24 protein-coding genes are annotated in these 26,814 nt (G+C 27.8%); 1 reads left to right on the top strand and 23 read right to left on the bottom strand.

Annotated features, from left to right (window positions below):
* Positions 1–48 precede the first annotated feature (48 nt).
* From ABFX13_RS04590 to ABFX13_RS04545, 10 genes are all read right to left on the bottom strand, one after another.
* Positions 49–726, bottom strand: a complete 678-nt coding sequence (locus ABFX13_RS04590) for a lytic transglycosylase domain-containing protein (protein ID WP_346043072.1) — start codon at positions 724–726, stop codon at positions 49–51.
* Positions 727–854: 128 nt separating this feature from the next.
* Positions 855–1,568 (bottom strand): 2,3,4,5-tetrahydropyridine-2,6-dicarboxylate N-acetyltransferase, encoded by a 714-nt coding sequence (dapD, locus tag ABFX13_RS04585; protein WP_346043068.1) that lies wholly within the window; start codon positions 1,566–1,568, stop codon positions 855–857.
* Positions 1,569–1,582: 14 nt separating this feature from the next.
* Positions 1,583–2,329: a 4-hydroxy-tetrahydrodipicolinate reductase gene (dapB, locus tag ABFX13_RS04580; RefSeq protein WP_346043066.1), complete on the bottom strand. Its 747-nt coding sequence runs from the start codon at positions 2,327–2,329 to the stop codon at positions 1,583–1,585.
* Positions 2,330–2,339: 10 nt separating this feature from the next.
* The gene (gene dapA, locus ABFX13_RS04575) at positions 2,340–3,218 is read right to left on the bottom strand and encodes a 4-hydroxy-tetrahydrodipicolinate synthase (protein WP_021128727.1); all 879 of its coding nucleotides are present in this window, start codon (positions 3,216–3,218) and stop codon (positions 2,340–2,342) included.
* Positions 3,219–3,237: 19 nt separating this feature from the next.
* A complete protein-coding gene (locus ABFX13_RS04570; protein WP_346043060.1) occupies positions 3,238–4,236 on the bottom strand; it encodes an aspartate-semialdehyde dehydrogenase in 999 nt (332 codons plus the stop codon).
* Between the two features lie 322 nt (positions 4,237–4,558).
* Positions 4,559–5,278, bottom strand: a complete 720-nt coding sequence (locus tag ABFX13_RS04565) for a gamma-glutamyl-gamma-aminobutyrate hydrolase family protein (RefSeq protein ID WP_346043054.1) — start codon at positions 5,276–5,278, stop codon at positions 4,559–4,561.
* 2 nt (positions 5,279–5,280) lie between these two features.
* Entirely contained in the window at positions 5,281–6,297 is a 1,017-nt protein-coding gene (locus tag ABFX13_RS04560; protein WP_346043052.1) for an asparaginase, read from the bottom strand.
* Positions 6,298–6,367: 70 nt separating this feature from the next.
* A complete protein-coding gene (locus ABFX13_RS04555; protein WP_346043050.1) occupies positions 6,368–7,891 on the bottom strand; it encodes an FAD-dependent oxidoreductase in 1,524 nt (507 codons plus the stop codon).
* A gap of 399 nt (positions 7,892–8,290) precedes the next feature.
* Positions 8,291–10,000, bottom strand: coding sequence for an AbgT family transporter (locus ABFX13_RS04550; RefSeq protein ID WP_346043048.1), 1,710 nt, complete (start codon positions 9,998–10,000; stop codon positions 8,291–8,293).
* Positions 10,001–10,315: 315 nt separating this feature from the next.
* Positions 10,316–11,350, bottom strand: a complete 1,035-nt coding sequence (locus tag ABFX13_RS04545) for a DmpA family aminopeptidase (protein ID WP_346043046.1) — start codon at positions 11,348–11,350, stop codon at positions 10,316–10,318.
* Positions 11,351–11,528: 178 nt separating this feature from the next.
* Between ABFX13_RS04545 and ABFX13_RS04540 the strand changes: the two genes are divergently transcribed.
* Complete coding sequence (locus ABFX13_RS04540; protein ID WP_346043354.1) at positions 11,529–12,383, top strand: potassium channel family protein; 855 nt, start codon at positions 11,529–11,531, stop codon at positions 12,381–12,383.
* A 171-nt stretch (positions 12,384–12,554) separates the two neighbouring features.
* Here ABFX13_RS04540 and ABFX13_RS04535 read toward each other — a convergent pair whose 3' ends face one another.
* From ABFX13_RS04535 to ABFX13_RS04475, 13 genes are all read right to left on the bottom strand, one after another.
* Positions 12,555–13,478, bottom strand: coding sequence for an LCP family protein (locus ABFX13_RS04535; protein WP_346043044.1), 924 nt, complete (start codon positions 13,476–13,478; stop codon positions 12,555–12,557).
* Positions 13,479–13,575: 97 nt separating this feature from the next.
* Positions 13,576–14,451 carry an FUSC family protein gene (locus ABFX13_RS04530; protein ID WP_270646654.1) on the bottom strand — a complete coding sequence of 292 codons (876 nt, stop codon included), beginning with the start codon at positions 14,449–14,451 and terminating at the stop codon, positions 13,576–13,578.
* 234 nt (positions 14,452–14,685) lie between these two features.
* A complete protein-coding gene (metK, locus tag ABFX13_RS04525) occupies positions 14,686–15,876 on the bottom strand; it encodes a methionine adenosyltransferase (protein WP_346043041.1) in 1,191 nt (396 codons plus the stop codon).
* Between the two features lie 18 nt (positions 15,877–15,894).
* Complete coding sequence (speB, locus tag ABFX13_RS04520) at positions 15,895–16,776, bottom strand: agmatinase (RefSeq protein ID WP_346043038.1); 882 nt, start codon at positions 16,774–16,776, stop codon at positions 15,895–15,897.
* On the bottom strand, positions 16,766–17,617 hold the full coding sequence (gene speE, locus ABFX13_RS04515; RefSeq protein WP_346043036.1) for a polyamine aminopropyltransferase: 852 nt from the start codon (positions 17,615–17,617) through the stop codon (positions 16,766–16,768). The genes speB and speE overlap by 11 nt, the downstream gene beginning before the upstream one ends.
* 167 nt (positions 17,618–17,784) lie before the next feature.
* Complete coding sequence (gene speD / locus ABFX13_RS04510) at positions 17,785–18,201, bottom strand: adenosylmethionine decarboxylase (RefSeq protein WP_055334769.1); 417 nt, start codon at positions 18,199–18,201, stop codon at positions 17,785–17,787.
* A 31-nt stretch (positions 18,202–18,232) separates the two neighbouring features.
* On the bottom strand, positions 18,233–19,732 hold the full coding sequence (locus tag ABFX13_RS04505) for an aminotransferase class I/II-fold pyridoxal phosphate-dependent enzyme (RefSeq protein ID WP_346043033.1): 1,500 nt from the start codon (positions 19,730–19,732) through the stop codon (positions 18,233–18,235).
* A 471-nt stretch (positions 19,733–20,203) separates the two neighbouring features.
* Positions 20,204–20,914 carry a purine-nucleoside phosphorylase gene (gene deoD, locus ABFX13_RS04500; protein WP_346043349.1) on the bottom strand — a complete coding sequence of 237 codons (711 nt, stop codon included), beginning with the start codon at positions 20,912–20,914 and terminating at the stop codon, positions 20,204–20,206.
* A gap of 342 nt (positions 20,915–21,256) precedes the next feature.
* Positions 21,257–22,882, bottom strand: coding sequence for a Na/Pi cotransporter family protein (locus ABFX13_RS04495; protein ID WP_346043030.1), 1,626 nt, complete (start codon positions 22,880–22,882; stop codon positions 21,257–21,259).
* Between the two features lie 275 nt (positions 22,883–23,157).
* Positions 23,158–24,090, bottom strand: a complete 933-nt coding sequence (gene arcC, locus ABFX13_RS04490; protein WP_346043028.1) for a carbamate kinase — start codon at positions 24,088–24,090, stop codon at positions 23,158–23,160.
* 3 nt (positions 24,091–24,093) lie between these two features.
* Positions 24,094–25,086, bottom strand: coding sequence for an ornithine carbamoyltransferase (gene argF, locus ABFX13_RS04485; protein ID WP_346043025.1), 993 nt, complete (start codon positions 25,084–25,086; stop codon positions 24,094–24,096).
* Between the two features lie 24 nt (positions 25,087–25,110).
* The gene (gene arcA / locus ABFX13_RS04480; RefSeq protein ID WP_346043022.1) at positions 25,111–26,343 is read right to left on the bottom strand and encodes an arginine deiminase; all 1,233 of its coding nucleotides are present in this window, start codon (positions 26,341–26,343) and stop codon (positions 25,111–25,113) included.
* A 195-nt stretch (positions 26,344–26,538) separates the two neighbouring features.
* Complete coding sequence (locus ABFX13_RS04475; RefSeq protein WP_346043018.1) at positions 26,539–26,727, bottom strand: hypothetical protein; 189 nt, start codon at positions 26,725–26,727, stop codon at positions 26,539–26,541.
* Positions 26,728–26,814: the final 87 nt, after the last annotated feature.

The following is a 26,814-nucleotide window of genomic DNA, read 5'->3' as shown; positions in this document are numbered from 1 at the left end:
CCATAAATAAGGAACATACATACTACTATATATAGGTTAAATAAAATTTTAGCCTTTGTAATATTTCATTACCTTAGGAACATATTTTTGAGTTTCTTTTGGCATTAAATATATATCCTCTAAAGACTTAACTCCCCTTCTCATCATTCTAGTAGGTCCTCCATTATATGCCATTAAAGCCATCTCAACATCACCATGATATCTATCTAAATATTCTTTTATGTGCCTTGTACCACCATCTATATTTTGTTCAATATCAAATGGGTTTGTAACTCCTAAATCTCTACAATTTTCCGGCATAAGTTGCATCAATCCTTTAGCTCCTGCTGGAGATTCAGTTTTTGGATTAAAGTCTGATTCAACTTTTATTATTGATTTTATCAATTTTTCATCAACACCATATTTTTTCGATGCTATAGATATAGCATTTTCTATTTTAGTGTTTATATCTTCATTTTTAGAACATACCTTTAATTTATGTCTATTATGTATAGAGTTTACCGTATCTAACTCTTTACTTGAATTTAAACTGTGCTCACATTTACTTACATTCTCAGTCATATTTACATTTTGAATATTATATACTTGATTTTTACTTGCTATCGCTTCTAGTAAATTTATTAACAACATATCAAATCCGTTATTATGACTACTACAATTGCAACTTCTAAAACTATTATTAGACATCAAAGATGCTATTTTAAATAATTCTATATTATCAATCATTTTATCACCTCTACCATATAGTTCTATTAATTATACGTCAATTAACTAAAATACTTGATGTTTTTAAATTTAATAACTTTAAATTAATACAAAAAAATAAGGTCATATTTTTATGACCTTATTTTTTATTAGTCTAGATTTCTTAAATCATCCATTAATTTTGTTTTATCAGCAGTTTTTTCATCTTTCATTTTTATTATTTTTGCAGGAGAACCAGCAACAACTGCTCCAGCAGGAACATTTTCAGTAACTACAGAACCAGCAGCTACAACTGCACCTTCTCCTATTCTAACACCTTCAAGTATTACTGCATTAGCACCTATCATTGCATTATCTTCTACTATAACTGGATCTGCTGAAGGTGGCTCTAACACACCTGCAACTACTGCCCCAGCTCCAAGGTGAACATTTTTACCAAGTGTTCCTCTAGCTCCTATTACAGCGTTCATATCTACCATAGAACCTTCTCCAACTACTGCTCCTATGTTTATAACTGCCCCCATCATTACTACAGCATTTTTACCTATAGTAACCATGTCTCTTATATAAGCACCTGGCTCTATTCTTGCATGCTCATGTAAGTAGTTATACATTGGTATTGCAGAGTTTCTTCTGTCATATTCCATGTGTATATCAACTAACTTATCCTTTTGAGCATCTAAAACTGGCTTTATTGCCTCATAGTCTCCTATTATAGTGAATGAACCGTTGTTTCCAAATACTTTGTAATCTTCAGTTGACTCAGCTTTTAAATCTCCGTTCACATAAACTTTTACTGGAGTCTTCTTCTCAACTGTCTTTATATATCTTGCTATTTCGTATGCGTCATTTAAATTTATCATTCGTTACCTCCTAATTAGCTTAGCATATCGTCCATATTGTAGTATCCAGCTTCTTTATTAACTAAATACTTAGCTGCTGTTATAGCTCCATTTGCAAATATATCTTTAGATTGAGCTCTATGACTTATCATAACTTCTTCATCTAATCCTGCAAATATAGCTTCGTGTTCTCCAACTATTGTTCCACCTCTTACAGCATGTATACCAACTTCATTTTCCATTCTCTTGGCATCTCTTCCGTGTCTTCCGTAGTTATAATTAACTTCTGGTAAAACTTCTTTAACTGCATTGGCAACCATTATAGCTGTTCCACTTGGTGCATCAACTTTTTTATTGTGGTGTTTTTCTATTATTTCTATATCAAATCCCTTTAATGCCTTTGCCGCTTCTTTTACAAGTTTTAGCATTACATTAACTCCTAAAGACATATTAGAAGAATGGAATATTGGTATTATTTTTGAAGCTTCTTTTATTTGTTCTAATTGCTCTTTAGTAAATCCTGTTGTAGCTATTACTAAAGGTGTTTTTGTTTTAAGTGCATAGCTTAACACATCATCAAGTGCAGAGAAATGTGAAAAGTCTATTATAACATCAGCTTCTTCTTTTATCTCACTCATTTTATTATATAATTTATAGTCAGCAGTTTCTCCTGTTGGCATAGAACACCCACAAACTAACTCTGTATCTTTATCTTCATTTACACATCTAGTAAGAACTTTTCCCATCTTACCAAGTGAACCATTTACTATAACCTTTATCATTTTAATCCTCCTAAAACTCAAAACCGTAGTTTACAAGTTCGTCTCTTAAAGCTTTTAAATTATTTTCTTCCATAGGAGCAAGTGGTAATCTTAAATCTCCAACTTCAAATCCTAATATATTCATAGCAGTTTTTACTGGTATAGGATTAACTTCTATAAATAATTTATCTATTAATGCTTTCATACCCAGTTGTAGTTCTCTTGAACCTTTAACGTCACCATTTAAGAATTTTTCTACTAAATCATGAGTTTCTTTTGGGCAAATATTTGCAACTACAGATATAACTCCAACTCCACCAAGTGATAAAAGTGGTAATATAGAATCATCATTTCCTGAGTATATTGCAAAACCTTCTGGCACTAATCTAGCTATTTCTGCTACTTGTGCTATATCTCCACTAGCTTCTTTAACAGCTACTATATTTTCTATTTTTGCAAGTTCTGCTATTACACTAGGTTTTATATTAACTCCTGTTCTTCCTGGAACATTGTATAATATAATTGGTAGTTCTGTACTAGCTGCTATAGTTTCAAAGTGAAGTTTAAGACCTCTTTGATTTGTTTTGTTGTAATAAGGAGTTATTACTAAAAGTCCATCTGCTCCTAATTTTTCAGCTTCTTGGCATAAGTAAACTGAATGCATAGTATCATTAGAACCTGTACCTGCTATAACTGGTATTCTTTTATTAACTTTTTTTACAGTAAAATCTATTACAGCAAACTGTTCTTCATCAGACATTGTTGTAGATTCTCCAGTAGTTCCACAAACTATTAATGCATCTGTGTTATTTTCTATATGATATTCTATTAATTCTCCAAGTTTTTCAAAATCTACACCATCTTCGTTAAAAGGAGTAACTAAAGCAACTCCAGAACCCTTAAATAACATACTCAATACCTCCTAATTTTTATACTAAATCATATTTTAAAAGAAGTTCAGCAATTTGTACAGCATTTGTAGCAGCACCTTTTCTTATATTGTCAGCTACTACCCACATATTTATACCACTGTCTACGCTAAAGTCTCTTCTTACTCTACCTACAAATACTTCATCTCTTCCACTAAGTTCAAAAGCTGTAGGATATACATTATTTTCTATATCATCTACTAATTCTAATCCTTGTGAGTTTGCTAGTAAAGCTTTTAATTCTTCTATATCAAAATCTTTTTCAAACTCTACATTTATAGATTCACTATGTCCATTTACTACAGGTACTCTTACTGTAGTTGCTGTGATTTTTAAATCATAGTCATTTAAAATTTTCATAGTTTCATTTATCATTTTCATTTCTTCTTTTGTGTATCCATTATCCATAAATACATCTATGTGTGGTAAGCAGTTATATGCTATAGGATGTGGATAGAATTTATTTTCTAATCCTTTTATTCCATCTTCTAAATCTTTAGTTCCTTTTACTCCAGAACCTGATACTGCTTGATATGTTGAATATACTATTCTTTTTATATTGTACTTGTCATTAAGAGGTTTTAATGGCACCATTGCTTGTATAGTAGAACAATTTGGATTTGCTATTATACCTTTATGTTCTTTAACAGCTTCTGGATTAACCTCAGGAACTACTAAAGGTACATTTTCATCCATTCTCCATGCGCTTGAGTTATCTACAACAACTACACCTTTTGAGGCAGCTATTGGTGCGTACTTTTCACTTACACTTCCTCCTGCTGAGAAAAGTGCTATTTGTATATCTCTATCAAATGAATTTTCATTTAGTTCTTCTACTGTATATTCTTTTCCTTTAAATTCTACTTTAGACCCTGCTGATCTAGCTGAAGAAAATAAATATAAATTATCTATTGGGAAATTTCTCTCTTCTAATACCTTTAAAAAAGTTCTTCCAACCATACCAGTGGCTCCAACTATCGCAACGTTTACTCTTTTCATATCTATGCGCCTCTTTTCACTTAAAATTTCATAATCCAATAATATATACGTAATTTTAGTATATATTATTTTAAATATCAATGTCTAGTATATAAACATAGCATTAATAGCAATAATTTTTAAAATTTAAGCATTAATGTCCATATCAATAACCTTTATATGTTATATTATGACTTTCATATGTATTTGTGATTCAATTGCAATATCTTATTGTATTGCAAACGCTTAACAATTATGATATAATTCATATAATTTGAATACATCACAAAATAAAAACCGACAGATATTTATTATCTATCGGTTTTTATTTTTTATTTAAATTTTATCTGCATTCATCTACAAATCTCTTGAATAAATTAAGCATATGAGGACTATAATCTACCATCAGTTCTGGATGCCACTGAACACCCAATACAAATTTTTCATTTTCCTTTTGAACAGCTTCTATTATTCCATCATTTGAATATGCTATTACTTTTAAATTATTACCTAAGGTCTTAACACTTTGATGATGATAGCTATTTACTAATACTTTTTCTTTTATAATTTCTTTTAATATAGAATTTTCTTTTATATCTATATAATGAGTTCCTAGATAAGTTTTTGTTTCTTGATTATGTTTTATATGACTTCCTTTTATATATTTCAAATCTTGGTATAAACTTCCCCCTAAAGCTACATTTAATACTTGTAATCCTCTACATATACCAAGTATTGGTTTATTCATTTCTAAAGCTACCTTTATTACTTCTATATCAAATTCATCTATAATCGGATTTATATACCCTAACTCTCTAACAGGTTCTTCTTTATATAAGTTAGGATTTACATCATCTCCTCCAGATATAATTATTCCATCCATAGCACTTACTTGTGCTTTTATATTTTCTTTATTTGTGTTTACAGGAACAACAATCGGTACCCCTCCTGCTTTTTCAATTGCATCTACATAAGCATTTGTAAGATTTACTCTTTCAAGCCCATTAAAAGCTCCTGAATCTATAGTTGCTAATCTTCCCAATACCCCTATTAAAGGTTTCATACTTATCCCTCCATATTAACTAAAGTATTTAACTTAAAATTTGGTCTCATTTCTCCAATTATATCTTTTCGGGCGTTAAATAGTTTTGGGTTTGCAAACTTTTCTAGTTCTTTTAATTCTTTTTTATTTATTAAATTAAGCTGTCTTAAAACTTCCATGGTAGCACATGCAGTTGCTTGAACTGAACCATCCTCAACTTTTATTGCTATTCCAAGTTTATTATTTTTATCTCCAACTAAATATACTCCTTGTGCTCCTGCTTTACCAAATATTCTATCTCCACAAACACTCATAAGTGCAGTGCAAAATCTATCTCTTCCTGCAACCATTTCAGGGTACTTCATCATAGATGATGTTATTTTATTTGCATATTCTTCTTTTTGATCTAACTTTTTAGAATCTGCTAATCTTGAAAATCCATAAGCAAACCTTTCTAGAGGCATAGCATGAACTGGTGCTCCACATCCATCAATTCCAATTATTATATCTTCTTTGTTGTAATCACAAACAAATGATATATTTTCTAAAATTCTTTGTTGAACTGGATGATTTATATCCAGGTATGTATCTAAATCTTCATTTAAATTTTTAGCAGATATTAACATTCCACTATGTTTTCCAGAACAATTATTATGTTCTTGAGTTAAAGGCTCTTTACTTTCTATTAATTCTTTGTATATTTGACTATTGCCAGGGACATGTATACCACAGTTTAACTTATCTACACTTATATTAGCTTTTTGTAATATTTCTCTGGTACACTCTACATGATATTGTTCTCCTGAATGAGATGAGCAGATAAAAGATATTTCTCTATCACTTATATTAAATCTTTTATCTGCTTTTGTTTCTAAGACTTGTATAGCTTGTATTGGTTTTACTGATGATCTTGCGTATATTACTTTTCTTGGATCTCCTAGGGAGTATATAAGTTTCCCCTCTGAATTTACTACGGCTACATGTACGCTATGAGTACATTCAACCAAGCTACCTCTAGTTACTTCTATTGCTTTATTCAAATTCAATCTCCCCCCTAAATTTATTCTTTTATATATATATTTATCTATAATTTAATTAGTACTTTTATTTTTAAATTAATTTAGGGTTTACATCATTTTTTTCATCATCGTATCTATTTAAGTTTTTAAGAGCAGGACCTTCAATTACGTTTCCTTTATAATCAAATCTAGATGCATGACATGGACAGTCCCATGTTTTTTCAGCAGAGTTAAAAGTTAATTCACAGCCTAAATGAGTACAAGTTATATCTACTATATATAATTTTCCATCACTGTCTCTATAAGCTCCACACCTTTTACCATCTACATTAACTACTTTTCCTTCTCCTTTATCTACATTAAAATCTTTCTCTCCAACTTTAAACTTTCCTTTTATATACTCTTTTCCTACATTTAAATTTTCTGTTACAAACTGTGTAGTTAACAAACTACCTTTTCTATTAGGTTTAAATATATTTTCATATTCAGATTTTCTATAACACATTAAATCTTTTATTATAATAGAAGCTAATGTCCCATTACTCATTCCCCACTTACAAAATCCTGTTGCTACATAAACATTATCTTCTTTTTTATTTACATAACCTATATATGGCATATTGTCAAAACTTATATAATCTTGAGCAGACCATTTATATTTAAATTCACTTACTTTAAATTTTTCACCTAGTTTAATTTTTAGCTTTTCGTAAATTTCTTCTTCATTTTTGCATTGTCCAACTTTATGATCTCCTCCCCCTGCTATTATTAAATTTTTACCTTCTCCTGTATAAGTTTTAAATGTAATTCCATTTTCCTCTACATTTAAATACATACCTCTTGGTATTTTTTCTTTGTACTCTCCTCCTAATAAATAAGACCTTTCTCCTTTTTCTTTTGCATAATAAAAATTAAGTCCATCATACCATGGAAAATGGGAAGCCATAATAATATTTAATGCTTTTATTATTTTATGGTCTTTAGTTTTTACTTTATAAATATTTTCTTTTTCATAATCTACAATAGGAGTATGTTCATAGATTTTTACCCCTAGTTTTAGACATACTTTAGTTAGTTCATCTAAATATTTTTTTGGATTAAATTGAGCTTGATTAAAAAATTCTATAGCTCCTTTTACTTCAAAAGGAATATCTAAAGTATTGTGATACTTACATTTTATACCTAAGTTTTCACAAGTATTAAATTCTTCTTTTAACTCTTCTATATAATTTTCATTATCTGCATATATATAAGAAGACAATCTTTCAAAACTACATTCTATTTTGTTATTTTTTATTATCTCTTCTATTAAATCTATAGCTTTTTCATTTCCTTCATAATATAGTTTTGCACTATCTAATCCATACTTATCTCTTATTTTTGAATAAATTATTCCATGTTGTGAAGTAATTTTGCCTGTATTTCTTCCAGAACTTCCACAACCTATTTTATTTGTTTCTACTATAGCTGTTTCAATACCCTTTTTAGATAATAAGTAAGCTGTTGTAATTCCAACTATGCCTCCACCTATTATAAGCGTATCTACCTCTAAATCTTCTTTTAAACTTTCAAAATCTAATCCTTTAGAACTTAACATCCAATATGATTCATTCATAAAATTTTCAACTAGACTATCTAGTTTCTCCTTTCTTATAAATTAATTTCCCTTATATTTGTATATTTCCCTTTTCTTTCTTAATTATTATAAGCACTTATTTTGACTTTAAAAATTTAAAATTTATTTAAGAATGAGTTGATAACTAGTTAAAATTAATAAATCCAGTATAATAAAAAAGATTATAGAGTGTATTAATGTATCTAATTTTAAAAATAACCTTAATAATTTTCTTAATAATAAAATATTTGAATAAACAAAAGAGAGTATCGTATTTCACGATACTCTCTTTTATCTAAATTGGACAAAAGGATTGTATATAACTTAACCAAACGTTAAAGCCGACGCCTTATCAGACTTTTAGTGCGGGAAGGTTATATACAATCCTAATCTCCTAAATTAATACTGATTTATAAAGAAGAACTCACCTGGTCCTATAGGAGCTCCAAGAAGCGCCCAAGCAACTGCAAACACAGTCCATGCAACTAAGAATCCTATAGATATCGGTAACATCATTCCCATTAAGTTACCTATTCCAAAATTTTTCTTATATTTTTGTCCAAAGATTACTATAACTCCCATATAACTCATAAGCGGAGATATTATATTTGTAGATGAATCCCCTATTCTATACATTAACTGTACTCCAGCAGGTGAGAATCCAGCACTCATAAGTATTGGTATAAATATTGGAGCAAGTAAACCATACTTAGACGTACCACCAGCTATAAATAAGTTAACTATTGCTGTAAACCATATAAATGCAATCATCAACATCATAGCCATGAAAGTATTATCTGTTGGTATTTTAGCTACTAATGCTGCACCTAATTGTGCTATATATATACCTAAATGCGAATCATTAAAGAAATTTAAGAACTGTGCAACGAAAAATAATATAACTATTATAGAAGCCATACTCTTCATAGATGTAACCATTGCACCTATAACATCATCTTTAGTTTTAAATGTTCCTGATTTAAAGCCATAAACTATACCTGGTACCAAGAACACTACAAACATTAACATCATTATCATATCGCCACTAAAGAATATAGACTCTAAAAACTTATTTACACCAGTTACTGCCATAGTTCCTTCTGGAGTTATACTAGTCATCGGAACTGTTTTAGATAAATCTCCAACTATTGGTATTACATTGTTTTTATCAAATGGTAAAACTGTTAATAATATAAATGCCACTACTCCAAGTAAACTCATATTAGCAGCTTTAAATGCTTTCTTTTCTTGCTGAGTTAAATCTCCAGTTTTTTCAACAACATCAGCTTCTTTCTTATCATATTTTCCCATACTTGGCTCAACAATCTTATCTATTATAAGAGTTCCGATTAAAACTATTATAAATGTTGATGCCATTAAGAAAAACATATTAGAAGTAGATTTTAACATTGGCGCAAAACTTGTCCCAACTAAAGCATCTCCTGTTTCTGCAGCTGCTTGAGTAAACGGTATTAATAATGCATCAAATGAACCTATAAGTAAGTTTGCACTAAATCCACCCGAAACTCCTGCAAATCCTGCTGCAAGACCTACCATAGGATTTCTTCCTATTGTATAGTAAACTAGTGCCGCAAGAGGTATTAATACAACATATCCTGCGTCAGATGCAATATTTGACATAACTCCTAAAAATATAACAACTGGTGTTACAAGTTTAGCAGGTGTTGCTTTAACTATACTTTGAATTCCTATTGATAAATATCCACTTTGCTCCATTACACCTATTGCTAACATTATTATAAGTATTGCTCCTAGTGCACTCATTCCCATAAAGTTTTTAATAACAGAACCTATTATGTAAGACAATCCATTAGAATATGTTTCTGCTACTGTAGTACCAGAGGCTGTTACTTTTAAAACTTCAATAGGTTTTTGCCCCAATAAATTATTTATAGGGAAACTTCCAAGTTCAGTATTTGCAACTACCCCAAACATTCCAAGTACTGCTGAAAGTAAAAGTACAGCTATTGATATATAAACAAATAATAATGCTGGACTTGGTAATTTATTCCCAACTTTTTCAATTACAGCCATACACGATTGAAGCTTCGATTGCTTTTCTCTTTTACTCGATACATTCAATTCCATAATAATTCCCCCTAAAAAATTTTTAATATGTATGAATCTCTTTTCTTAAAAAGATTATACTATATGCTTTTAATTTTTTCTACAATTTTGAATATTTTAACTTTTAAATATTTTATTTATATTTCGACTTTTTATGTCAATAATATAATTTATTTATATTTAATTTAATTTATCATTTTATATATGTAATTTTTACAAAAAATAAAACAAGGCAAGTGATTATAAATCAAAGCCTTGTTTTATGCGCTTGAAATTTATTGTTTGTCTATGGCAGAAATTTTTATGATATTATATATATAACCATCCCAAGTATTTTTAAACGCTTTCGTTTAAATATTCTAATATACTTTTCCTTATATTATTTTTTCTGCCTACAGTTTCTTTTGAGTTTATCATTGAACTAATAATCGATTCTTCAACAGATTCTATTAAAGCTCTAAACACTAAATCTATTTTTTTTTCATTAATTATGTTAATGCTCACTATATCTCTTTTTTCATAATGATTTATTTTATTTTGTGTTGTAAACGTAACAACTATATCACCACTTCCATTTCCTAAATAAGACCCTGTTCTTCCAAGTGATATACTAGCTCTTTTTGATAATCTTTTTAATTGCCTTTCACTTAGTGGTATATCTGTTGCTATTATAATTATTATAGATCCTTTTTCAAGTTCTGAAATTTCATTGTCAAATGTCTCTTTTATTAATTTTTCTCCATTTATCATTAAATCTTTTTTAAGTCCAAAATTTGATAATACCAAGCTACCTACTGTATATTCTGTTTCATCTAATTTTATAATTCTTGAAGATGACCCTATTCCTCCTTTAAGCTGATAACAACTCATTCCTGTTCCAGCTCCTACTGATCCCTCATCAAATATTTTCTTTGCATTTTTTATAGCATCTAACACATGTTCTTCTTTTAAATAAAAGCTTCTTATATCATTTAAAAATCCATCATTACATTCTAATACTATAGGATTTACAGTTCCAGTTGTATCACCTATATCTTCATTTTCACTTAGCATATACTTAATAAGTCCATTACAAGCTGTACCTATACTTAAAGTATTAGTTAGTATAATAGGAGTTTCTATATTTCCTAATTCCTCTATTTGTATAAGTCCCATGCTTTTTCCAAAACCATTTATTACATAAGAAGATGCCATTACTTTTTCTTTAAATATATTTTCACTATGAGGAAGTACAGCTGTTACTCCTGTTTTTATATCTCCTTCATCTAATGTTACATGACCTACTTTGACTCCATATATATCTGTTATTAAGTTATTTTTACCTTTTTTAAAATTACCTATTTTTATATTGTATTTACTATCAATTCCCACATCTATCACCTCTATATAATCTTTATATTCCTTACTTTTAAATACTTTTATATAAATGTATATTATTTTAAAAGCATATAATTCCTTCTTTTGACAGTCTACATATTTTAATTTAAAATATGTAGTATATATTATTTAAAATTAAGTAGATAGAATGGAGATATGAATTTTGATAGTTATGACGAGAAAAAAACGCATTCTTTATAATATAATTATGGCGTTTCTTTCACTGACAATTGCTACTATTTTAATTGTTCAATTAACACTAAAATTAGGTTATAATTCGGAAATAATTTTAACAAATATAGCTTATACAATTTGGATAATATTTGTTATTGATTTTGTAATTCGATTTTTTATAAGTACTGATAAAAAATCATTTATAAAGAATAATATAATAGACTTAATCTCTATTATACCTTTTCATACATTTTTTATATTACTATCTAATTTAGGAATTTTTCATTTAGGTAAATATATAATTTTATTAAAATTAGTTATGGTGTTGAGAATAGTAGCTATAGTAAAAAGAAGTAATAGTAATTTTTATAGATTTATGAGAACAAATAATTTTAGTTATACTTTGTTTATAGCTTTAATTCTAATATTTTTAAGTTCTATTGCTATGAGTTATTTTGAAAAGTGGAATATAGGCGATTCCCTTTGGTGGAGTATTGTTACTGTCACAACAGTTGGATATGGATATATTTGCCCAAAGACTTTTTCTGGCAGAATTGTTGCATCTATTCTTATGATATTTGGTATTGGCTTTATAGGTTCTTTAACCTCAACTTTATCTACATATTTTATAAAGAAAGAAAATATAAGGCATCATCACCATAAAAAGAAAAATAGCTATACTATCTTAGAAGACAGTATAAAAGATGTATTTATTGGTGCTAGATTTAGTAAAGATGAATATAAAGATATGGTTATACTTGATATCGTAAATAGATTAGAAAACTTTGATGATTTAAGCAAGGATGAAATAAGTACAATGTGTAATGTTCTTAATTCATTAAAAGATAATTAAATTTAAATATTAAAATACAATTATGATATTTATATAAAATTTTATGTATATAAATATCATAATTGTCTATAATGTTAATATAATTTTAAATAAATTTTTAATTATATCACTAAATATACTATACTTATTTCTCCTTTGGAAAAGACGAGTGCTCCACTGACACTCGTCTTTTTATTTTAAATACTCATGAATTTTTTTAATATTTTCTGGCATATTTGCGTCTATTACCCATTTTTTATCTATAATTTTAGTTTCAAAACTTCCTTCAAATGGTATCATATGTTGATTTATAGTAAAATCTTTATCATTTAAGATTTTGCTTTGAAGCTCTTTTATATCATTTATAGGTATATTAGTAGTTACTTGAGACATCATCTCCATACTTACTTCAAATCTTTTACCTGAATCTAACTTTTCATATTTTACAAGTATAGCTTTTAATACATTTCTTTGTCTTTGAGTTCTTTCGTAATCTCCATTACCTACTTTTCTTATTCTACAATAAGCCACGGCTTGTCTACCATTTAAAGTTTTTAAACCACTTCCTTGTATATAATCAGTTCCTGCTGGTAATTTTTCTATGTTGTTTATTTCATTTAAGTTTTGATTTATTTGATTTGCTTCATAATCTTTTAAATCTATATCTACTCCACCTATTATATCAATTACCTTTGCTAAGCTAAAAAAATCTACACTTACATATTTATTTATATCTAATTCAAAATTTGAATTTATAGTTTCCATTGAAAGTTCAGCTCCTCCATAAGCATATGAATGATTTAACTTATCTCTTCCATGACCTTTTATATCTACTAAGGTATCTCTAAGTATTGATACTAGATTTATTGTTTTTGTTTCAAAATTTATATTTGCAACCATTATAGAATCTGATCTTGATTTTTCTTCTTTACTTCTTCTATCTAGTCCAAATAAAGCAATATTCATAGATTTTTCATTTTTTAAAGCTTCTTGTTTTGCTTCTTTCTTTGAAATTTGTTCTTTTTTATGATTTTCTTTTATCATAAATGTTAATATTCCTACTGGAATAAATATAATTAGTAATAAGATTACTATAATTTTTTTATTAATTTTCACAAATTCACTTCCTTACATTTTATTTATGCTCGTTATAATTATTAACAATTTATTATTATAACATAAAAATTCCTAAGCTTTTAAAAGCTTAGGAGTTTTATTCAATAGATTTATTAAATTCTTTTAAGGTTTTAATTTCTTCTATTATTTTGCTTAGATGATAATTAAACACAGGACTTTTATTTTCTTCAACATCAAAACTTATTTCTTCTGTATTGTATAACTCTCTTAATGCATTATAGTTATCTTTATTTAAATACAGTTTACTTTCTAGTAATTCTATTGATTGCATGTGAAAATAAATTTCTCTACATATATTTATTGATTTTTCTAAATTTTCTATATCTGCATCATGCTTTCCACCATAATCTAGTTCATCTGTTAATTTTGAATATATTTTATCAAGTTGTTGTATATTTTTCTTAAATAAGTTTATGTCTAAATCTTCCTCGTTTACGATTTTAGATTCTATAAGTTGTATTGCAGATTTTTCTATATTTTTAAATTCAGCTATTGTTTTTGCTAAATAATTAGGTCTAGCTATTAAGTAGTTTGTTACAACACCTATAATTACTCCAACTGAAGTATCTATAACCCTGTGAATTGAGTAATATGCTGGATTATATGTACCAACACCTAAGTGTATTGCTAAAAATGTTACGCAAGATACTACTACTGAACTTATTTTTAACATATTACAAGTATAAATTGTAAGCATTATACCTATACCACATAAAATAGGCTCTCCTGGTTGAATTAAAGCAAATAAAAATCCGATTATACCACCTACAATTGTTCCTTTTACTCTATTTAATCCTACTTTCATAGAACCCTTTACTGTGTCTTGAACTGAAATTACACAAGCTATTGCACAGTAAAATAATTTTTGAACAAGGAACTTTCCTAATAACAGACATATCATTATTGCTATACCTGTTTTTATAGTCCGCATCCCCATTTTTTTTAACTTCAATGTCTTTACCTCCTAGTATATATCCGATTAGTCTAATTTTTTATGTAATGTATATTTATATAGTATAATTTATTCTTTAAAATTTTGGTATACTTAAAATTTTTTATTTTACAATTTATTTCTATCATATTTATATATATGTAATCATTTCATAATATTATTCAGCAAATCTCAAAATTCAAGTAAAAAAGGATGTCAAATTTAATGACATCCTTTTTTATTTAAATTCTATAATTATATTCCAGCTTGTTCTTTTAAAAAGTTAGCTTTATCAGTTCTCTCCCAAGGTAAATCTAAATCACATCTTCCAAAATGTCCGTATGCTGCAACATTTTTATACATAGGTTTTCTTAAATCTAAATCCCTTATTATTGCTCCTGGTCTTAAATCAAAGTTTTTATTAACTAAATCAACTAAAACTTCATCACTAACTTTTCCTGTTTCAAAAGTATCTATAAATATAGATAACGGTCTAGCAACACCTATAGCATAAGCAAGTTCTATTTCACATTTATCTGCAAGTCCTGCTGCAACTATATTTTTAGCAACATATCTTGCAGCATAAGCTGCTGATCTATCAACTTTTGTAGGATCTTTTCCAGAAAAAGCTCCTCCTCCATGTCTAGAATATCCACCATAAGTATCTATTATTATTTTTCTACCAGTAAGTCCTGTATCTCCTTGAGGTCCACCTATAACAAATCTTCCTGTTGGGTTTATATATATTTTAGTTTCCTCATCTAATAAATCACTTGGTATAACTACTTTTATAACTTTTTCTATTAAATCTCTTCTAATTGTATCATTGTCTACTTCTTCTCCATGTTGAGTAGATATTAATACAGTGTGAACTCTAACAACTTTATCACCATCATACTCAACTGTAACTTGAGTTTTTCCATCTGGTCTTAAATAACTTAACTCTCCATTTTTTCTAACTTCTGTTAACCTTCTTGCTAACTTATGTGCAAGAGATATTGGAAGTGGCATTAATTCTTCAGTTTCATTACAAGCAAAACCAAACATTATTCCTTGGTCTCCTGCTCCTATTTTTTCTATCTCATCATCACTAATCTCTCCACTTTTATTTTCTAAAGCTTCATCAACTCCCATAGCTATGTCTCCTGATTGTTCATCTATAGAAGTTATAACTGCACAAGTATCTCCATCAAATCCAAACTTTGCTCTAGTATATCCTATACCTTTAACTGTTTCTCTAACTAATTTAGGTATGTCTACGTAAGTATTAGTACTTATTTCTCCCGCTACTAGTACTAATCCTGTTGTAACTGTAGTCTCACAAGCTACTCTTGCTAGTGGGTCTTTTTCTAAAAGTGCATCTAATATTGCATCTGATATTTGGTCACATATTTTATCTGGATGCCCTTCTGTAACGGATTCCGATGTAAATAAGTGTCTTGCCATTTAAAATTCCTCCTAAGTTTATCTATTTATTTTATCGCTTACTATAAGTGCTAATTCTCTTAAAATCTTACATGCAACAACTGTGGATACATTTGTATTATCATAATCTGGACTAAGTTCTACAATATCTAATCCTACTAAGTTTATATTTGAATTTTTAAGTACCTTAAATACTTCTTCAAATTCTCTATAACTTATCCCTCCTGGCTCTGGAGTTCCAGTACCTGGAAATATTGATGGATCTAATACATCTAAATCAATAGTTAAATATACATTCTTACCTTCTAAAGATTTAACTATATCTAAAAAAGTATTTATTGTGTGAGTTTCCATATATGTATGCTTTTCTTTTAAAGCAAAATCAAACTCTTCTTTAGTTCCAGATCTTATTCCAAATTGAAATATCTTTCCATCTCCTACAATGTCCCAAATACGTTTTATAACTGTAGCATGAGAGTTTTTGTTATTATTATACTCGTCTCTTAAATCTGTATGCGCATCAAAATGAAGTACATATATATCATTATATTTTTCATAAACTGCTTTAAATGATGGTAAAGTTACTAAATGTTCTCCACCTATCATAAAAGGAACTTTAGAATCATCTACAATAGCTTTCGTTCCTTTATATATTTCATCTAAAACCTTATCCGTATTTCCTATGCTAAGTTCTAAATCTCCAATATCACAAATTTTATAATCATCCATATCTAAATCAAGAATTGGGCTGTATGTTTCAAGTCCATAAAATTCAGGTCTCATAGAAGATGATGCAAATCTAGTTCCTGGTCTATTTGAAGTAGTTCCATCAAAACCTGCTCCAAATACTATAAGTTTACTTTCATTGTAATCATCTTCCATAGACATAAATGTTGGTGTATTATAAAACTTATTTTTCATTTAACATATCCACTACATATTGAGGTAACATAAATGCTCCACTATGAATGTTACTGTTATAATATTTAGTTTTTAAACCTAGTTTTTCCCAATCTTCTTTATTTTGATCATTTATTGGATCATATTTTTTAGACGCAAATCCAAACAACCAATGTCCTGATGGATAAGTTGGTATATGAGCTTGATAAACCTTAACTATAGGGAATAAATTTTTAATTTTTTCATTTGCTCTTTTCATTTCTTTAGCATTAAAATCAAAGTATGGACTTTCATTTTGATTTACAAGTATTCCTTCATCACTTAATACTCTGTAGCAGTCTTTATAAAAATCAACTGAAAATAATCCTTCTCCAGGGCCTATAGGATCTGTTGAATCAACTATTATTAAATCATAAGATTTATCTTTTGAATTTTTTACAAAAGCTACTCCGTCTTCAAAATATAAATTAACTCTCTTGTCATCTAATTTGCAAGCACATATATCTATATACTCTTTAGATGCATCTACTACCATTTTATCTATTTCAACCATATCTATTTTTTCTATTTGAGGATATCTAGTAAGTTCTCTTACAGTACCACCATCACCTCCACCTATAACTAATACTTTTTTTATATTCATATTAGTAGCCATAGGAACATGAACTATCATATCGTGGTATATAAATTCGTCTTTATAATTTACCATCATTAACCCATCTAGAGTTAAAAACTTTCCAAGTTCCTTACTGTCAAATACGTCTACTCTTTGAAATTTTGATTGTTCACTAAATAAGTGTTTATCTACTTTTATTGAAAAACGTACATTATCTGTCCATTCTTCTGTGTACCAAAGTTCCATAACTTAAGTCCTCCAAATTTTTGAATTTAATTTTTTATGTTATTTATATTTATGTTTTTATTTGTCTATTTTACTGGTCTTTTGACCATATTTTATTTGTATGTTATAATTTAATTTGAATTTAATTTTTTATTTGTTTATTTTTATTTAATTTAGGTGATTTTTATTTATATAGCTTCTTGTGGCTTATGAGTAATGTTACCTAAATCTTTTTTTGCAAATTTTTGTATTTTAGAAGTTAAACCTCTTGGTATCTCTGTTGATTCACTTCTTTCTGCTTGTAACAATTCTTCTAATAGTTCAAAACTTTTCCAAGGATCTATATCTCCACAAGTGAAAAAATCAGCTGATGCATATCCGTATTCTGGCCATGTGTGTATAGTTAAATGAGATTCAGCTATTATAACAGCTCCTGAAACCCCCCATGGATTAAAGTGATGAAATACCGAATCAACTATTGTAGCTTTTGCATTTAGTGCCGAATCGTTCATGAATTTTTCTATAAGCTTTGGATCTCTTAATATATCCTCATTACAGTTGTAGTACTCTACTAATATGTGTCTTCCTAAAGTTTCAAATTTCATAGTTGCACTCTCCTTATTCAGTTTTTTGAATTTAATTTTTTATAACTAATATATAATCCAAGTTTTTATCTTTCATATCACATAAATATGCATTATTTTTCTTTAGTAATTTTATGTAATCGATTATTTCTTTTGTAATTTCTTCTCCAGGCGTTACTATTGGTATTCCTGGTGGATAAGCCATTATAGACTCACCTGAAATCCTACCTACACATTCATCAATTAAAATCATTTCTTTGTCTTTATAAAAAGCATCTCTTGGATTTAATTTTTGTATTGGATTTATTTGCTTAGTTTTTATAACTTTCATTTTTTCTTCTTTTTTATAGATATTAGATATTGCTTCTAAAGAATCAATTAGTTTATCAACATCTTCTTTTGTAGTCCCAATGGATATAAGAGCTAGTATATTATACAAATCTCCAAGTTCTACTTGAACTGAAAACTCTTGATAAAGCAAATCATATACTTCATGACCTGTTAAATTAAGTTTTGCTACATTTATGCAAAGCTTAGTTTCATCTACAAATTTAACTCCATCATTTCCTAAATTTTCAGTAGTAACAACTTTAATTCCTTTTATTTTATTTATTCTTGCTTTTGCATATCTTGATAAATTAAGTGCTTTTGATAATTGAGCATCTCCATCTAAAACTAAGTTGGATCTTGCTCCATCAATGCTTGCCATTAATAAGTATGATGATGATGTAGATTGAATCATATTTATACTTTGCAATACCTTACTTGATTCTATACGTTCATTATTTAAAAGTAATGCAGAGGCTTGAGTTAGAGCTCCTCCAGTTTTGTGAATACTTATAGCTGACATATCAGCTCCTAAGCTTATACTTGGAGGTGGTAAATCTTTATGAAATGGAAAATGTGCTCCATGTGCTTCATCAACTAAAACTAAAACATTTTCCTCATGACACAACTCAATTATAGCTTCTAAGTTACTACATGCTCCATAATAAGTTGGATTTAGTAAAAATAAAGCTTTTATATCTTTATGATTTTTAAGTTCATTTTTTATATCTTCATAAGATACATTTAAACTTATTCCAAGTTCATCATCAAATCCTGGTTGTATAAATACAGGTTCTCCACCAGTAAGTATTAAAGCATTAATAACCGATTTATGAATGTTTCTTGGAAGAAGTATCTTATCTCCTGGATTTATAGTGCTTAAAACCATAGCATGTATAGCCGATGTAGTACCATTTGTTATAAAAAAAGCATCGTCTGCATTATAAGCATTTGCTAATAAATCTTGAGCTTTTTTTATAATTCCACTTGGATTTGAAACATTATCCATAAGAGGCGATGAATTTATATCCATTTTCATAATATCCTTACCAAAATACTCATTTAAAACTTCTACTCCTTGATGTCTAACATGACCAGGAACATCAAAACAAGCTATATCTTTATTAGAGTAATCTTTCAAAGAAGTAAGTAATGGAGTTTGTTTATGACTTAATGTAAGGTCACTAAAAAAATTATCTTCTAACTTTTCTCCAATAGCTTCCATTTTAATCCTCCTTTCTATATTTTAAAATCAAATCTAAAAGTAAAGATTATTATTTCTATTCATAAAATTTAGTTTTATTAAACTTACAATATTTATTATATTAAGTTTTCATTTTTTTGCAAGCAATTTTTTTATATTTTTAAAATTTTTTATTATTTTTTAATTTTAGTATTCCTTCTATTTTTATATCTAACTTTTTATTTTTGTTTATATTAATTTTTTATAAGTTTAGTATAACTAACCTTTCGTTTACATTAATTTTTTGTAAGTTTAGTATAACTAACTTATTTTTAAGTTTTTCCAGTACTTTAATTCGATATCTATAATTTTTTAAGTATATCAATGCTAAACTTTTTTAAACAAATCAAAAATTCGTTTTCATATATTTAAAATAAATATTTATTAAAATCTTAATAAAAAAAGCTCGTATTTACATTGTATTTTGTAAATACGAGCTTTTTTATATTTATATTAAGCTAATTCTAAAGCTATATTCATCATTCTTGTAAATGCTGTTTGTCTTTCCATAGCAGTTGTAGCTTCACCTTTAAATGGACAATCTGATATTGTTAATATACAAAGTGCATTAACTCCAGCTCTTGCAGCATTCATGTAAAGTGCAGCTGACTCCATCTCTACAGCTAATACTCCCATTTTAGCCCATTTAGCTAACCCTTCTAATCCATCATCTCCATAAAATACATCACTACATAATATATTTCCAACCTTAGGTTCAACACCTTGACTCTTAGCTATATCTACAGCTTTACTTAGTAACTCATAGCTTGCAGTTGGTGCAAAAGTTCCTGGTAAGTTATATTGTGATGCATAGTTAGAATCTGTGCATGATCCCATTCCTATAACTATATCATGCATTTTTAAATCTTCATGTAAAGCTCCTGCTGAACCTATTCTTATAAGATTTTTTACTCCATAAAAATGAATTAACTCATATGTATATATTCCTATAGATGGACATCCCATACCTGTTCCCTGTACAGATATTCTTCTTCCTTTGTAGTATCCTGTGTAACCATTCATTCCCCTTACAGTATTATATTGAACCACATCTTCTAAAAAGTTTTCCGCTATAAACTTAGCTCTTAGTGGATCTCCTGGTAATAATACTGTTTCTGCTATATCTCCTAATTTTCCGTTATTATGTGGTGTTGGTGCTCCCATTGCCATAATCTTTTTCTCCTTTAACATTTATTTTTTTAACTAATATTTTAATGATACATTATATTCTTTTTTATTAAATAATTTATTTATCTTTGAAACTGATATACTATTTAACTTTTATTAAATTTTATGAATAAAAATACATATATATACATATGTTATCTATTCATTTAATCTATACTTTTTTAATTTGTTATACACTATATCATATATATATTTTACATTTTTTTACCTAATAATACAATACTTTAATTTAATTTTTAGAATTTTTATAATATAATTTAATTTTTAATTTAAATAAATAATAAAACCTTGCATCTTGGCAAGGTTTTATTATTTACTTTATGCTAAATTTTTATTACTTTCCTTTATAACTTGTTGAGCTATATTAGCTGAGTGATCTGCAACTCTTTCTAAGTTACTTAATAAATCTAAGAAAATCACCCCAGCGTCTATATTACAATCATTTTCATTTAATCTTCTCATATGATTTACTCTACAAGTTTTTTCTATCATATCAACTTGTTCTTCTAGCTTTATAACTCTACAAGCTAGATCTACATCAGATTTTTCCATGCACTCTAGTGCTGTATTATAAGTTTCTATAACTTTTTCATATAATTCTTTTAATTCTTTCACTCCATCTTTAGATACATTTAAGTTGTTTTCTATAGTAGACGTTGCAAGTTCCGCAATATTTTCAGCATGATCTCCAACTCTTTCTATATCATTTACAGTGTTAAATAATAAATCTACACTTTCCCTTGAATCATAATTTAGTGAAGTTTTAGATAGTTTTAATAAGTAATTTAATATACTTTTTTGTAATTTATTTATAAACTTTTCTTCTTCAAAAGAAGCATCTACCTTAGATTTTGATTTTTCTAAAAATCCTTCCATTGCATTATTTAAACTTAATTTAGCTTTTTCACCCATTCTTAAAGTTTCTTTTACTGTATTTGATAAAGCTATTGATGGAGTTTCCATCATTCTTTCATCTATGTACTGAACAGTTTTATTTTTATCCTTCTCAGCTTCTTTTTCTGGCATAAGCTTCATAGTAAGTTTAACTATATATTTTGAAAATGGTAATAATAATATAACATTTATTACATTAAATAATGTATGAGCATTTGCTATTTGTCTACTTACATCATCTGGATTTAAATTTTGAACAATCATAGTTATTGGCTTAGTTAAAATCAACATAAAAACAATTGTTCCAATTACGTTAAATACTAAATGCATTACTGCTGCTCTTCTAGCATTTATACTTGCTCCTATACTAGATATTAACGAAGTAACACAAGTTCCTATGTTTTCTCCATATAATATAGGAAGTGCTGCAGTTAAAGGTATTAATCCTTGAGATGCAAGTGCTAATAACATACCCATAGATGCACTTGAACTTTGAACTATTGCAGTTATTCCAAAGCCTAATAATATGCCTAATATCGGTTGATTGCCAAAAGCTACTAAGGCATCTGTAAATCCTTTATACTCAGCTAATGGCTTTACAGCTTCTTTCATAAAATCCATACCAGTAAATAATATACCAAATCCAATTAATATTTCTGCTATTGTCTTTGTCTTTTGATTTTTAGAAAATAGGTATATAACAATACCTATACCTAATGCTAAAGGTGCTATTCCAACCAAATCAAGTGATACTAATTGCGCTGTTATAGTTGTACCTATATTTGCACCCATTATAACTCCTATAGCTTGGGGTAATGTCATAATGCCTGCGTTAACAAATCCTACTACCATAACTGTAGTTGCACTACTACTTTGTATAATTGCTGTAACCAAAGCTCCAACTAGAACCCCCATTAATACATTGCTAGTTAAAAGCTCAACTATTCTTTTTAATTTTTCTCCTGCCGATTTTTGAAGCCCATCTGCCATAAGGTTCATACCATATAAGAAAAGCCCCAGTCCTCCCATCAAACTTATCGCTATTTGCACTTAATTTATTCCTCCTTGATATATAAATATAAAAAATTATTTTACCTCTTTCGTTATTTTAATTTTACCAAATATTTTGTCAATTTTAGTTAAGTGGATGTTAAGAAAATTAATCATCTGTTAACTAAGTGTTAATATATTGTTAAGAGAATGTTAACTGTTAAAAAGCAATTAAGTTTTAGTTAAAAATCGAACTTTTACGTTAAAAATTTTAAAATTTCGTTAAAAGAATAATAAAAGCGAGTAAACTATTAATTTACTCGCTTTTTATATATTTATCTATTAATTACTCTTGTTCCTGTATACCCATTTAATGCTTCTTTTGCTTTTTCCAAGGAAGTTATTATAGCTTTACCATTTTTATTATTCTCAACAAATTCTATACAAGCTTCAATTTTGGGAAGCATAGATCCCTTTGCAAAGTAACCTTCTTTTATATATTCCTTTGCTAACTCTATATCCATAGTATCTATAGCCTTTTGATTTTCTTTGTTGTAGTTTATATACACTTTCTCAACAGCTGTTAATATTAAAAGTGTATCAACCTCTAAATCTGTTGCTAATTTACAACTAGATTTATCTTTATCAATTACAGCATCTACTCCTATATAAGAATTTTCTTCTTTTATTATAGGAATACCACCTCCACCTACAGCTATAACTATACACTCTTTTGATAGTTTTTTAATTACATAAGCTTCTAGAATTTCCTGTGGCTTAGGAGAAGGTACTACTCTTCTATAACCTCTATTACTATCCTCTATAAATTTATATCCTTTTTCCTCACTTATTTTTTTAGCTTCCTCTTTACTATAAAACATACCTACTGGCTTTGTTGGATTAAAAAAAGCTTCATCCTTTTTATCAACAATAACTTGTGTTATTAAACTTACAACATTCATTTTAATACTTCTTTTATTTAACTCTTCCTTTATAGATTGTTGAAGATGATACCCTATATAACCTTGACTCATAGCTCCACATTCAGCAAAAGGAAAACTTGGTGTATTTCCTCCATTACTTGAAGCAAAATCCATAGCCAAATTTATAACTCCTACTTGAGGTCCATTCCCATGACTTACAATTACTTCATATCCTTCTTCAACTAAATCCACAATTATTTTAGAAGTATTTTTTACTAATTTTAATTGTTCTTTAGGATCTTTTCCTAAAGCATTACCTCCAAGTGCTATAACTAAACTTTTCATAGTCTAAACTCCAAGTGTAGCTAATATCAAAGCTTTTATAGTATGCATTCTATTTTCTGCCTCATCAAATACAACAGAATTTTCAGATTCAAATACTTCATTTGTTACTTCCATTTCTGATATCCCAAATTTTTCATATATTTCTTTTCCAACTTTTGTATTTAAATCATGGAAAGCTGGTAGACAGTGCATAAATATAGCATTTTCTTTAGCATTTTCCATAACCTCTACATTAACTTGATATCTTTTAAGCTTATCAATTCTTTCTTTCCATACTTCATCTGGCTCTCCCATAGATACCCAAACATCAGTATATATTACATCAGCATTTTTACTTCCTAAATATATATCATCTGTTAAAGTTATGATAGATCCACTTTCTTTTCCTATTTCTTTACATTTATCTACCAAGTCTTTTGAAGGAAATAAATCTTTAGGAGCACAAGCAGTAAAATTTAATCCCATCTTGGCACAACCTATCATCAATGAGTTGGCCACATTATTCCTTGCATCTCCCATATATACAAAATTTACTCCTTTTAGCTTACCTATTTTTTCTTCTATAGTTAATAAGTCAGCTAATACTTGAGTAGGATGAAATTCATCTGTTAATCCATTCCAAACAGGAACCTTTGAAAATTCACTAAGCTCGTTTACTATTTCTTGAGAAAATCCTCTGTATTCTATACCATCATAAAGTCTTCCAAGTACTCTAGCTGTATCTTTTATTGATTCTTTTTTCCCCATTTGAGATCCACTAGGACCTATATAAGTTACTCCTATTCCTAAATCCATTGCAGCTACTTCAAAAGCACATCTAGTTCTAGTTGAATCTTTTTCAAATAATATTGCTATATTTTTCCCTTCTAGTTTTTTATGTTGTTTTCCCATTTTTTTAGCAGTTTTATAAAGTTTAGCCAAATCCAATAAACATCTTATTTCATCTTCTGTATAATCTAATAAAGTTAAAAGTGATCTTCCCTTTAGATTAGTCATTTTGATACCCCCTAAAATTTATGTCTATTCTTCTCTAATCAATGGCATTGACATACACCTTGGACCTCCTCGGCCCCTCGATAACTCTGATGATGGTATTTTATGAACTTTAATTCCATATTCTTGTAATAACTTATTAGTTATATAGTTTCTTGAATAAACTACAACTTCACCTGGTCTAATACATAATGTATTAGATCCATCATTCCACTGTTCTCTTTTAGAAATTATTTCATCCCCTCTACCACAAGGTATAAGAGTCACTTTTTCTAAATTTAAATAATTTGCAAGTATTTTATCAAGTTCCATGCTAATTTGTTTTATATTTAAAGTCATGTTGTCATTCTTTTTTATTTCATATATATTAAGTGGTCCTTGTATTTGAGGATGCACTGTAAATTTATCATAATCAACTTGAGTAAATACTGTATCTAAATGCATAAATGCTCTACATTTAGGTATATCAAAAGCTAAAATTGTATTTACTTCGCAATCTTGGCTTGAATAAAATAATTCTTTAGCTATTTTTTCAATAGCTTCAGGTGTTGTTCTTTGAGATATTCCTATTGCAATAACCTCATTATTTAATATTAAAATATCTCCACCTTCTATTGAAAATTCAAAATTTCTATCATACCATCTTTTTATATTTTTAAAATCTTTATGGTATTTGAATATATAATCTGAGTATATAGTCTCTCTATTTCTTGTTTGTGAGTACATTTTATTCATACTTATCCCATTTGAAATACTTGAAAATGGATCTCTTGTAAAATATAAATTCGGCATTGGATCTGTTAAAAATGGATAATCATATTCTATATGATTTTTAAGACTTAGACCTTTTATTTCATTTTTTCTTATACCTGCCATAGTTTTTCTTATTAAAGCTTCGTTATCATCTATATCTTTTAAATACATATAAACCAAACTTTTTATTTTTTCATCTTTTATACTTGCTTCTTTTATAAATTGATTTATAAAAGTATCTTTTACATTGTCATCATTTAAAATATCTTGCATTAAATCATGTAAGTAAACTACTTCTACTCCATTTGACCTTAATACATTTGCAAATTCATCATGTTCTTTTTGCATAACTTCTAGGTATGGAATATCATCAAATAATAAATTTTCTAAAGTTTCTGGTGTCAAATTTTCAACTTCTTCTCCAGGTCTATGAAGTAATACTTTTCTAAGTGTGTTTATTTCACTTTTTACATTAATGTTGTTTTTGTTAAATATATTGTCTTTCATGTGAAATTTCACCTCTTTTATATAAAAGTATCTTAATTTATTCTACTAATAAAGGTAATCTAATGTGATATGTTTTATCTTCTTCCATATGACCAATATGTACAAATTATATATTTTTTTTATTTATTAATATAATTTTTGATATAAAGATAAAAAACCTTAGTATAAACTAAGGTCTTTTTTACTAATAAAAATTTATTTAAATGTATTATTTATATCATTTGGCTTATCAGGTCCAGCTCCAGCTCTATAATAAGTAGTTTTATTTCCATATTTATCAATTTCAACTATCTTTTCTTTATCTGTATTAGTGTTCTCACTTTCCATATAAAGCATTTCTTTGAAAAATCCTTTTACTCCGCTTAAAAATGAATTATTTTTCAAAATAAGCACCTCCAACTAAAATTTATGATTTAACATAGTAGTCATTTTTAGTTTTCTCTTATTTGAAAAACAAATACAGTAAATTTT

It is taken from the genome of Paraclostridium tenue, assembly GCF_039521565.1.
Taxonomy (GTDB): Bacteria; Bacillota; Clostridia; order Peptostreptococcales; family Peptostreptococcaceae; genus Paraclostridium; species Paraclostridium tenue.
Note: the sequence above shows the minus strand (reverse complement) of the source record. Positions and strands in the feature narration are given on the sequence as shown.

Coding starts and splice junctions, on each gene's coding strand:
- speD (WP_055334769.1), bottom strand. CDS start 18,201: ATGAAATTTGAAACTTTAGGAAGACACATATTAGTAGAGTACTACAAC.
- ABFX13_RS04555 (WP_346043050.1), bottom strand. CDS start 7,891: ATGAATGAATCATATTGGATGTTAAGTTCTAAAGGATTAGATTTTGAA.
- ABFX13_RS04540 (WP_346043354.1), top strand. CDS start 11,529: ATGACGAGAAAAAAACGCATTCTTTATAATATAATTATGGCGTTTCTT.
- speE (WP_346043036.1), bottom strand. CDS start 17,617: ATGGAACTTTGGTACACAGAAGAATGGACAGATAATGTACGTTTTTCA.
- ABFX13_RS04570 (WP_346043060.1), bottom strand. CDS start 4,236: ATGAAAAGAGTAAACGTTGCGATAGTTGGAGCCACTGGTATGGTTGGA.
- ABFX13_RS04505 (WP_346043033.1), bottom strand. CDS start 19,732: ATGGAAGCTATTGGAGAAAAGTTAGAAGATAATTTTTTTAGTGACCTT.
- ABFX13_RS04590 (WP_346043072.1), bottom strand. CDS start 726: ATGATTGATAATATAGAATTATTTAAAATAGCATCTTTGATGTCTAAT.
- argF (WP_346043025.1), bottom strand. CDS start 25,086: ATGACTAATCTAAAGGGAAGATCACTTTTAACTTTATTAGATTATACA.
- dapD (WP_346043068.1), bottom strand. CDS start 1,568: ATGATAAATTTAAATGACGCATACGAAATAGCAAGATATATAAAGACA.
- metK (WP_346043041.1), bottom strand. CDS start 15,876: ATGGCAAGACACTTATTTACATCGGAATCCGTTACAGAAGGGCATCCA.
- deoD (WP_346043349.1), bottom strand. CDS start 20,914: ATGGGAGCACCAACACCACATAATAACGGAAAATTAGGAGATATAGCA.
- ABFX13_RS04550 (WP_346043048.1), bottom strand. CDS start 10,000: ATGGAATTGAATGTATCGAGTAAAAGAGAAAAGCAATCGAAGCTTCAA.
- ABFX13_RS04565 (WP_346043054.1), bottom strand. CDS start 5,278: ATGAAACCTTTAATAGGGGTATTGGGAAGATTAGCAACTATAGATTCA.
- dapB (WP_346043066.1), bottom strand. CDS start 2,329: ATGATAAAGGTTATAGTAAATGGTTCACTTGGTAAGATGGGAAAAGTT.
- arcC (WP_346043028.1), bottom strand. CDS start 24,090: ATGAAAAGTTTAGTTATAGCACTTGGAGGTAATGCTTTAGGAAAAGAT.
- arcA (WP_346043022.1), bottom strand. CDS start 26,343: ATGAAAGACAATATATTTAACAAAAACAACATTAATGTAAAAAGTGAA.
- speB (WP_346043038.1), bottom strand. CDS start 16,776: ATGAAAAATAAGTTTTATAATACACCAACATTTATGTCTATGGAAGAT.
- dapA (WP_021128727.1), bottom strand. CDS start 3,218: ATGTTATTTAAGGGTTCTGGAGTTGCTTTAGTTACTCCTTTTAACGAA.